The organism is Bradyrhizobium sp. (assembly GCF_027307225.1).
Lineage (GTDB): Bacteria > Pseudomonadota > Alphaproteobacteria > Rhizobiales > Xanthobacteraceae > Bradyrhizobium.
In genome coordinates this window covers 1-8,152 of the sequence record NZ_DAHUXJ010000062.1, presented here as the reverse complement: position 1 = coordinate 8,152, position 8,152 = coordinate 1, and the positions used below count along the sequence as shown (strand labels likewise).

The 8,152-nt window shown below is 61.7% G+C and carries 5 protein-coding genes; 4 read left to right on the top strand and 1 reads right to left on the bottom strand.

Annotated elements, in window-relative coordinates:
* On the bottom strand, positions 1-900 hold a 900-nt coding region (locus tag M6D32_RS10695), incomplete at its 3' end, for a hypothetical protein (RefSeq protein ID WP_298255873.1).
* Between M6D32_RS10695 and M6D32_RS10690 the strand changes: the two genes are divergently transcribed.
* The 4 genes from M6D32_RS10690 (at position 844) to M6D32_RS10675 (ending at position 7,980) form a co-directional block, all read left to right on the top strand.
* Entirely contained in the window at positions 844-3,873 is a 3,030-nt protein-coding gene (locus tag M6D32_RS10690; protein ID WP_298255872.1) for a hypothetical protein, read from the top strand. The genes M6D32_RS10695 and M6D32_RS10690 overlap by 57 nt on opposite strands.
* Positions 3,874-4,017: 144 nt before the next feature.
* Complete coding sequence (locus M6D32_RS10685) at positions 4,018-6,252, top strand: adenylate/guanylate cyclase domain-containing protein (protein WP_298255871.1); 2,235 nt, start codon at positions 4,018-4,020, stop codon at positions 6,250-6,252.
* Between the two features lie 121 nt (positions 6,253-6,373).
* Positions 6,374-6,571, top strand: coding sequence for a hypothetical protein (locus M6D32_RS10680; protein WP_298255870.1), 198 nt, complete (start codon positions 6,374-6,376; stop codon positions 6,569-6,571).
* Positions 6,568-7,980 (top strand): amidase, encoded by a 1,413-nt coding sequence (locus M6D32_RS10675; RefSeq protein ID WP_298255869.1) that lies wholly within the window; start codon positions 6,568-6,570, stop codon positions 7,978-7,980. Before M6D32_RS10680 ends, M6D32_RS10675 begins: the two co-directional genes overlap by 4 nt.
* The last annotated feature ends 172 nt before the right edge of the window (positions 7,981-8,152 follow it).

Sequence of the window (8,152 nt, the reverse complement as noted above, 5' to 3'; positions counted from 1 at the left end):
GCGGCGTTCGCCCGATCCGTGACCATGAACGATCTGGGGGACACTCCCCCGGAACTCGACAACCACAATACGCTGACGATTGGCAGCGGCGGTCTTCACTTGAATGCCGATTCGATCCTGAAAAATTTCGGCAACCTCAGCATCGGCGGCCTCGCCGAAATCCTGCAGCACAGCGTGCTGCAAAATTCCGCCACCCTGACGCTGCAGCAGGGCGGCGATTTCAAGGACCACAGCAGCATCACCAATTCCGGCACGATCGAGCTTGCCGGCGGCACCCTCAATGTCGATGTCGATATCGCCAACATTGGCGGAACCCTGCAGATCGACAGCGGCGCCAAGCCGATGCTGGCGGACGGAGCCACCATCACCCAGGGCGCAATTACGCTTGGCGCCAGCAGCGTGCTCGACGTCGAGAGCGCAGGTGGCGCGACGCTCGATGGCGTCACGGTGACCGGCACCAGCGACGACGGCGGGCTGAGTGCGATCGAGATCGGAGCCATCACGGAAGCCGGTTCGATCCTGACGCTTAAGGACGGCACCTATATCAGCAACGGCGCCATGACGATTGCCGGTGGCAGCACGTTGGACGTCGAGAGCGAGGGCGGGGCGACGCTGGATGGCGTGGCGGTCACTGGTACCAGTGGTGACGCGCCGAGCACGATCGGGATCGGCGTCGGCTCGATCCTGGCGCTCGACGACCGCACTTCGATCACCAACGGCCACATGACGATTGCTGCTGCCGGCACGCTCGATGTCGAGGGCGCAGGCGGTGCGACGCTCGACGGCGTCAACGTGACGAATTCGGGGACGATCCGGATTGACGGGGCGGTCGGGTCGACCACCGTGACGCTGGTGCTCGATGGCGGCACGAAAATCAGCGGTGGCAAGCTGCTGATTCACGATCCAAGGGGCGACGACGAGGGTGTTGTCGAGATCAAAACCGGCGGAGCCACGTTCGACGACGTTGCCGTCACCAACAACAATCAGCTGATCATCGATCCGCTGGTGACGCTCACGCTGACGGACAATACATCCATCACCGGCGGCACCATCACCGACAACGGTGCGATTGATGTTGCGGGCAACAGTTCCATCACCGGCACGGTCACTGTCAATCCGCACGGGCCGCCGACGGTCGTCAATGCCAACCTGAACAATGGCCAGGTGACCATTGAAAGCGGCGTCACTCTGACGCTCAACAATGTGCTCGTGGATGGAACGATCCTCACTGGTATCGATTCCACCAGCACGATTCTGGTGGGTAGTGGCACCGCGCTCGGATTTGACAGCGCCACTATCAGTGGCGCCACCCTCGATCTCGTCGGGGGTCTCAATTCAACGGGTAACAGCTTTATCACCGGCGCAACGATCATCAATCGCGGCAATATCGATATCGTCAGCGGGACGCTCACCGTCGACCCGACGCCGACAACCAATACCGGCACCATCGAAGTCGATGCCAATGCGGGACTGGTGCTGAGCGGGGAGGTCGTCGCCAATAGCGTGACGACCAAAGGTCACACCGCGAACGGAACCGTTCAGGTCGATCATAACGGCTTGCTGACGTTCGATGGCGGCGCGATCGATGGCGGTATCGTCAACAATTTCGGCGGCACCATCGATGTCACCGCTGCCAGCTCGATCAATGACACTTCCAGCTTCGTCAATTTCGGCATCGTGAAGGCCGATGGTGCTGCGCTCACCCTGACGAATACGACGGTCAACAACTTCAACGGCACGTTCGAGACGCTCGGCAGCAACGGCATCCTCAAATTGGCCAACACCGCCATCAATCTCGGCACGCTGGTAGGGAGGATCTCGACATCTTCCGGCAACATCAGCAGCACGTTGAACGGGGGCTTCGGGCTGTTTAGCGGCCTGACGCTTGAGCTCGGCACGATTGTGACGGCGGTGGTCGGTGTTCTGGAATTGACCGGGAACATCTTCAACTATGGCGAGATCGACGCCAATCAGGGCATGGGCGTCGCGGTCAATCTGGACAACGTTGCGCTCTATGGGGGCGAGCTCGGCGGGCTAGGAACGATCGCCACGGCGGCCGGCAACTCCGATAGCGTCACGAGTGATGTTACCATTGCCGACCACACGACGCTGATGGCGTCGGCCGGCCAGCTCGAACTGACCGGTACGATCAGCAATGGCGGCGAAATCGACGTCACCATCCCCGGCAAGCTCGTCCTCGATGACGCCACCGTCCTTGGCGGCACATTGGCAGGGGCGGGTCAAATATCAACGGCGCCTTTCGATTTCTCCGGCAGCACGCTTGAGGGTGTCACAATTGCCCACGGCACGACCGTCTATGTAACCCACGGTACGGCGTTGGAGCTGGTCGGCACAATCGTCGATGCCGGCAGGATAGCGCTCAATTCTTTCGGCGATTGGACCGGGCTGAAAATCTCCGGAAACGTTGCGCTGACCGGCGGCGGCGACGTGGTGATGGGCGACAGCTCCCATAATTTCATCGTCAGCGACGGCTCGGCGGCAACGCTGACCAATTACGACACGATCTCCGGCGCCGGCGCGATCGGTGACAGTCACCTGACGCTGGTCAACTTCGGCACGATCGATGCCAACGGAACAAATAAGCTGATTATCGATACCGGCGCCAATTTGGTTGCTAACAACCACGGCGGCGTTCTGGAAGCTTCGCCAGGCTCCGCACTACAAATCGACGGCGACGTCCTTAACGACGGAGTGATCGCATCCGGCAACGCGAGTGGTCACTCGGGAGCTTTTGTCGACATCACCGGGAATATCACGAACACGACGGGGTCGACAGGCGCGATCAATATCTTCGCCCACTCCGCGCTCGAAATCGGGGGCGCGGTTTCCGCCGGCCAGACCGTGACGTTCGAGCAGGCAAATGGCGCTGGTCTGCTCATTCTCGATGATTCCCATGATTTTAAGGGAACGATCGCCGGCCTCGTCGAAGCTAACCCCGAGAATGCGGAAAATCACGTCGATCTGACCGACCTGGCGTTCAGCGACACACGGCACATGCATGTCAGCTATAGCAACAGCACTCACGACGTGACGATCACCAACACCCTCAGCCATGATTCGGTTTCACTTCACGTGACCATCGGGAGCAACTTCTCGGCTGAGTTCGAAATACACTCAGACGGACATGGCGGAACGCTGCTCGATGACCCGTCGGCGACGGGTACTAACACGATCGACAGCGGTGATGTGCTCGGCATCTCCGGTGCGAGTTCGGCCGCAGTCAATTTTACGAACACCAGCGGCAATACCGGCGAACTCCTCCTCAATGACTCTCATGATTTCACCGGAACGATCGCGGGCTTTACCGGCGGCGGCACGACGGAAAACTCCGATTTGATCGACGTTACCGACATCAATTTCGCCAATGTTGCGACGAGCAAGACGACCTATGCGGAAAATGCCAACAGCACCGGAACGCTGACATTGTACGACGTCAACGGACAGGCGTTCGACAGCATCAATTTCAGTGGAAACTACCAGCTGGCGAACTTCACCATCCAAAACGATGGCAATGGCGGCACGCTGATCGTCGATCCCCCCGTGAACAGCGCGGCCCCGGCCAGTACGGTCGTCGCGTCCACGCCGAACCAGACCTTGAGCGGCTCGGCGTCCAGCGAAAATTTCGTGTTCCATTTCGCCAACGTCGGCCAGTCCGCGATCTCGAATTTCCACCCGGCGACCGATACGCTTCAGGTCGGCAGTGCGATCTTCGCGGATACTCAGGCCGCGCTGAGCGCGGTCCGTGACGACGGCCACGGAAATTCGGTCATCGCCATCGATGCCCATGACAGCATCACCTTGCATGGCGTTGCCAAGGCGCAGCTGAACGCCGGCGATTTCCACGTCGTCTAGTGCCCCGATCGGGCGTCCGCATGGTCGAGCGGCCCCTCGTCTGCGGACGCCGGAATCGATTGGAATTCCGGGATTCGCCGCGGCCGCATCCCCGCCGGCGCAAAGATTCGTGATCAATTCCCCGCGTCGTGATATCGGAACGGCATGAAACGTCTTCAGATCATCCGGCGCTGGTTCGGACGGAAGTTCGGCTATTCGCGACTGGCGTGCCTTGTCCTGCTGATCGGCATCGCGGCGCTGCGCATCGCCGATTTCGCGCCGATCGAGGAGCTCCGGGTCAGGGTTTTCGATTTCTACCAGCGTTTCGATCCCCGCGTGAAGACGGCGCGCCCGGTCACCATCGTCGATATCGACGAACCGAGCCTGAAGAAGTTTGGGCAGTGGCCCTGGCCGCGAACGCACCTGGCGGACATGGTCATCAACCTTGCCAATCTTGGCGCGGTTGCGATTGCGTTCGACGTGGTGTTTTCCGAGCCTGACCGGCTCAACCCGGATGTCGCGGCCAACACCATGCGCTACCTGGATGAGCTGACCCGAAGCAAGCTGCGCGAGCTGCCGAGCAACGATCAGGTGTTCGCCGATTCGATCCGTCGCGCGCGTGTGGTGCTCGGCGAGACCGGGCTTCCATCGGTCGTATCGGACATCGACAAGGAGCTTCCCTTTACCGGATTCGCCTCGCGGGGCGACAAGGGCAGCACCGAGCCGCATTTTTATGAATTTGCCGGGCTGTTGCGCAACGTTCCGGTTCTCGAAAAGGTCGCCGCGGGCCGCGGTCTGTTGACAATCGTGCCGGAGCGCGACGGCATCATCCGACGGGTGCCGATGGTGTTGTTGGCGCAGGGCCACATGATGCCTTCGCTCAGCCTGGAAATGCTTCGGGTCATTTCGGGGACCCCGACCATCCTCACCAAATACGACAAGAACGGCATCAAAAGCATCGCGCTGCGGGGGCTGGAGATTCCGACCGACAAGAACGGCCAGTTCTGGGTGCATTTCGCGCGCCGTGATCCGTCGATTTATGTGTCGGCGGCCAGCGTTCTCGACGGAACCGCGCCGGTCGACAAGATCAGAGGCAAATTGGTTCTGATCGGCACCTCGGCGGCGACGCTGAACGACCTCAAGACCACGCCGGTTGCGCCAGCCATGCCGGGCGTCGAGGTGCATGCCCAGGTGCTGGAGGCCGCGCTCGCCCACGCGGTGCTGGCCCAGCCGAATTACGCAATCGGGGTCGAACTTCTCGGGGCGTTCGTTCTCGGCGTTCTCGTCATTGTCTTCACACCGAATCTCGGGCCGGTGACGCTGGTCAGCGTCGGCGCGCTGTTCGCTTCGGTGCTCGTCGGCACCTCCTGGTATTTCTACAAGGAGCATCGGCTCCTGATCGATTTCACCTTTCCGCTGCTGTCGACTACCGTGATTTACCTGACCCTGATCTTTGCAAGCTTCGTCCGCGAACAGGCGCAGCGCCGCCAGATCCGCTCGGCCTTCGGCCAGTACATCTCGCCGGCCCTGGTCGAGCAGCTCGCGCAATCGCCGGAAAAACTCAAGCTCGGCGGCGAGGAGCGCGAGATGACGATCATGTTCTCCGACGTGCGCGGCTTTACCTCGATTTCGGAGTCCTACAAGGCTGACCCGCAGGGCCTGACGGCGCTGATGAACCGCTTTCTGACGCCGCTGACCGACGCCATTCTCGCCCGCAAAGGGACCATCGACAAATATATGGGCGACGCGATCATGGCGTTCTGGAACGCGCCGCTCGACGACAGGGAGCATCAGATCAATGCCTGCAACGCGGCGCTCGACATGCTGGCCAAGATCGACGCCCTCAACAAGGAGCGCGAGCTCGAGGCGCAGAATGGCGGCCGCGTGTATATTCCCATCAACGTCGGCGTCGGCTTGAACACCGGCGTCTGCGTCGTCGGCAACATGGGTTCGAACCTCCGCTTCGACTATTCCGTGCTCGGCGACAGCGTCAATCTGGCCTCGCGCCTCGAGGGACAATCCAAGGAATATGGCTTTCCGATCATCGCCGGCTCGAAGACGGCGCTGGCGGCAAAGGACAAATTTGCCATCCTCGAACTCGACTTCATCATGGTGAAGGGAAAGAAGGAGCCGGAGGTCATCTACGCGATTGCCGGGCGCGAAGACGTTGCCCAGTCGGCCGGGTTTCAGACCTTGCGCAACCTGACCATCGAGATGCTGGCCTGCTATCGCGGCCGCGATTGGGAAGGCGCGCTCGCCTCGATCGAGCGCGGTCGCGGCAAGGATGACGCCGGTTCACTCGGCTATCTGTACAAGCTCTACGAGACGCGCATTCGCGACTACCAGGAAAATCCGCCACCCGAAGACTGGAACGGCGCCTTCGCACTATTGACCAAATAGCGTTGGCGCGGCGGCGCGCGGCTGTGTTGCGTGGACTGCGCCGATGTGATCGTTTGAGCGGTGTCGATCCAGGGCTCGGGATTCAGCCGTAAAGCCAAGAACAAGCAGGAGAAAAATCCGCATGACAAAACCCACGGAGAAAGAGGTCGGCACCATTGCCGCGGCCGCCGGCGTGCCGGTCGAGAAGGAGGTTGCTGGACGCATCGTCACCTCCGTTGGACCGGCGCTGGATGCCTTTGCGGCGATCGCAGGCACGCTGCCCTTCGATCTCGAGCCGTCGACCTTTGTGTTGGTTCAGACCGAAAAGGCGAGGCGATGAGCACCGAACCGGCATTGATGTCGCTGAGCGCGGTCGCGCGCGCCATCGCCGACAAGCGCGTTTCCTCGCGCGAGGTGACGCAATCCTGTCTCGTACGGATCGCGCAATGGCAGCCGCATCTGAACGCCTTCATGGCGATCGAGGCGGACGAAGCCCTGAAAGCAGCCGATGCCGCGGACGCCACGCTTGCCAAAGGCAGCCGCCACGGGCCGCTGCATGGCGTACCGATGGCGCACAAGGACATGTATTACGAAGCCGGAAAGGTCGTGACCTGCGGTTCGCGCATTCGCCGCGATTTCGTCGCGACGACGACGTCGACGGCGCTGCAATGCCTCAAGGATGCCGGCACGATTCGCCTCGGTTCGTTGCAGATGGCCGAATTCGCTTACGGTCCAACCGGCCACAATGCGCACTTCGGTCCGGTGCATAATCCCTTCGCGCTTGACCACATCACCGGCGGCTCGTCGTCCGGATCAGGTTCCGCCGTTGCCGCACGATTGACCTTTGCGGCGCTCGGCTCCGATACCGGCGGTTCGATCCGGATGCCGGCGCATTTCTGCGGTGTGACCGGATTGAAGACGACGGTTGGGCGCGTGAGCCGCGCCGGTGCGATGCCGCTGTCGCAATCGCTCGACACCGTCGGGCCGCTCGCGCGCACGGCGGAAGATTGCGCCGTCCTGCTCGGCTTGATGGCGGGTGCCGATCCTGCCGATCCCACCGTGCTCACTGTGCCGGTGCCGGATTACGCGGCGGCGTCCGCGCAATCGATGAAGGGAATCACCATCGGCGTGCCGAGTTCCTTCTACGTCGATGATCTCGACGCGGAAGTGGCACGCGTACTCGATGCGACGATCGCAACCCTCAAGCGCGAAGGCGCCAAGGTCGTTCAGGTCGAATTGCCCGATCAGCGCCAGCTCTCGGGCGCCGCGCAATTGGTGCTCGCCGTGGAAGCGGCCGCGTTTCACAAGCGCTGGCTGATAGAACGCCCGCAGGATTACGGGCCGCAGGTGTTGATGCGGCTTCAGAACGGGCTCGCAATCTCCGCCATCACCTATCTCGAAACCATGCGCTGGCGCGGCCCGGCACTGGCGGCCCATCAAGCGGCTACCGCTGATGTCGATGCCGTGATCGCGCCGGTGTCGCCGGTTCCCGCGCCGACCATCGGCGAAAGCGATGTCGGTGGCAGCCCGGGCGCTGACGCCGTGATCCAGCGGCTGACGCGCTTCACCCGTCCGATCAACTACCTCGGCCTGCCGTCGCTGGCGATTCCGTCGGGCTTTACACGCAAAGGCCTTCCCGTCGGGCTGCAACTGATCGGCCGCTCGTTCGACGAAGCGACGTTGCTGCGGATCGGCGGGGCATTCCAGCGGGCCACCGATTTTCACGAAAAGGTGCCGCAGCTGCCGTGACCGGGCTGTCGGTGCTTCGGCCCAATTTGACGTGTCCGTAGCGGGTGAAGATGTCGTATTTTTGTAGCTCGTGATCTGTCGCCTTCGTTGTTGAGTTTCGGAGGAGCCGGAAAGCGTGGACGGTTCCGCCAGCCTGGTCATGCCATGGATATTGCTGCCGGGTTAGCCCTCT